Source organism: Bradyrhizobium algeriense (genome assembly GCF_003062295.1).
Classification (GTDB): domain Bacteria; phylum Pseudomonadota; class Alphaproteobacteria; order Rhizobiales; family Xanthobacteraceae; genus Bradyrhizobium; species Bradyrhizobium algeriense.
The window spans coordinates 1-494 of record NZ_PYCN01000234.1 but is presented as its reverse complement, the minus strand read 5'-3'; the positions used below and the strand labels follow the sequence as shown (position 1 = coordinate 494).

The 494-nt window shown below is 68.0% G+C and carries 1 pseudogene; it reads left to right on the top strand.

Annotation, left to right across the window (positions count from 1 at the left end):
• Positions 1 to 154 precede the first annotated feature (154 nt).
• Positions 155 to 494: pseudogene (locus C7G61_RS43280) on the top strand (IS110 family transposase); the annotation flags it as partial.

Genomic DNA, 494 nt, shown 5'->3' with positions numbered 1-494 from the left:
GCGGCGGCGGCTGCACGAGGCCGGCTATCGCTGGAAGCGGCCGCGCTATGTCTATGTCGAGCGCGCTTCCACCAGCGGCCTCAAAAAAGATCTCATGGGCCAGTGAGCGCCGGATTGGTGAGGTAAGGCGGTCACCTCACCCCGGAGGCCGCTCATGCTCTACTCGCCCTCAGCAGACGCTTCATTCTCGCACAGCACCCACACGATCTATCTCGCTCTCGAACTCAGCCGCCGCTCCTGGCTGGTGGCGCTGCATGCCCCTGATGCCGCCAAGATCGAGCTGCATCGGCTCCCCGCCGGGGACGGACAGGCAGTGCTCGACCTGCTCGCCCGCATCCGAACCCGCGTGGAACGCCGCACCGGCGTGCGCCCGCAGGTGTCGTGCTGCTACGAGGCCGGACGCGACGGGTTCTGGCTGCACCGCCTTCTCGAGGCGCACGGCGTCAGCAGCCATGTCATGGATCCGAGTTCGCTGCAGGTCGACCGCCGGGCCC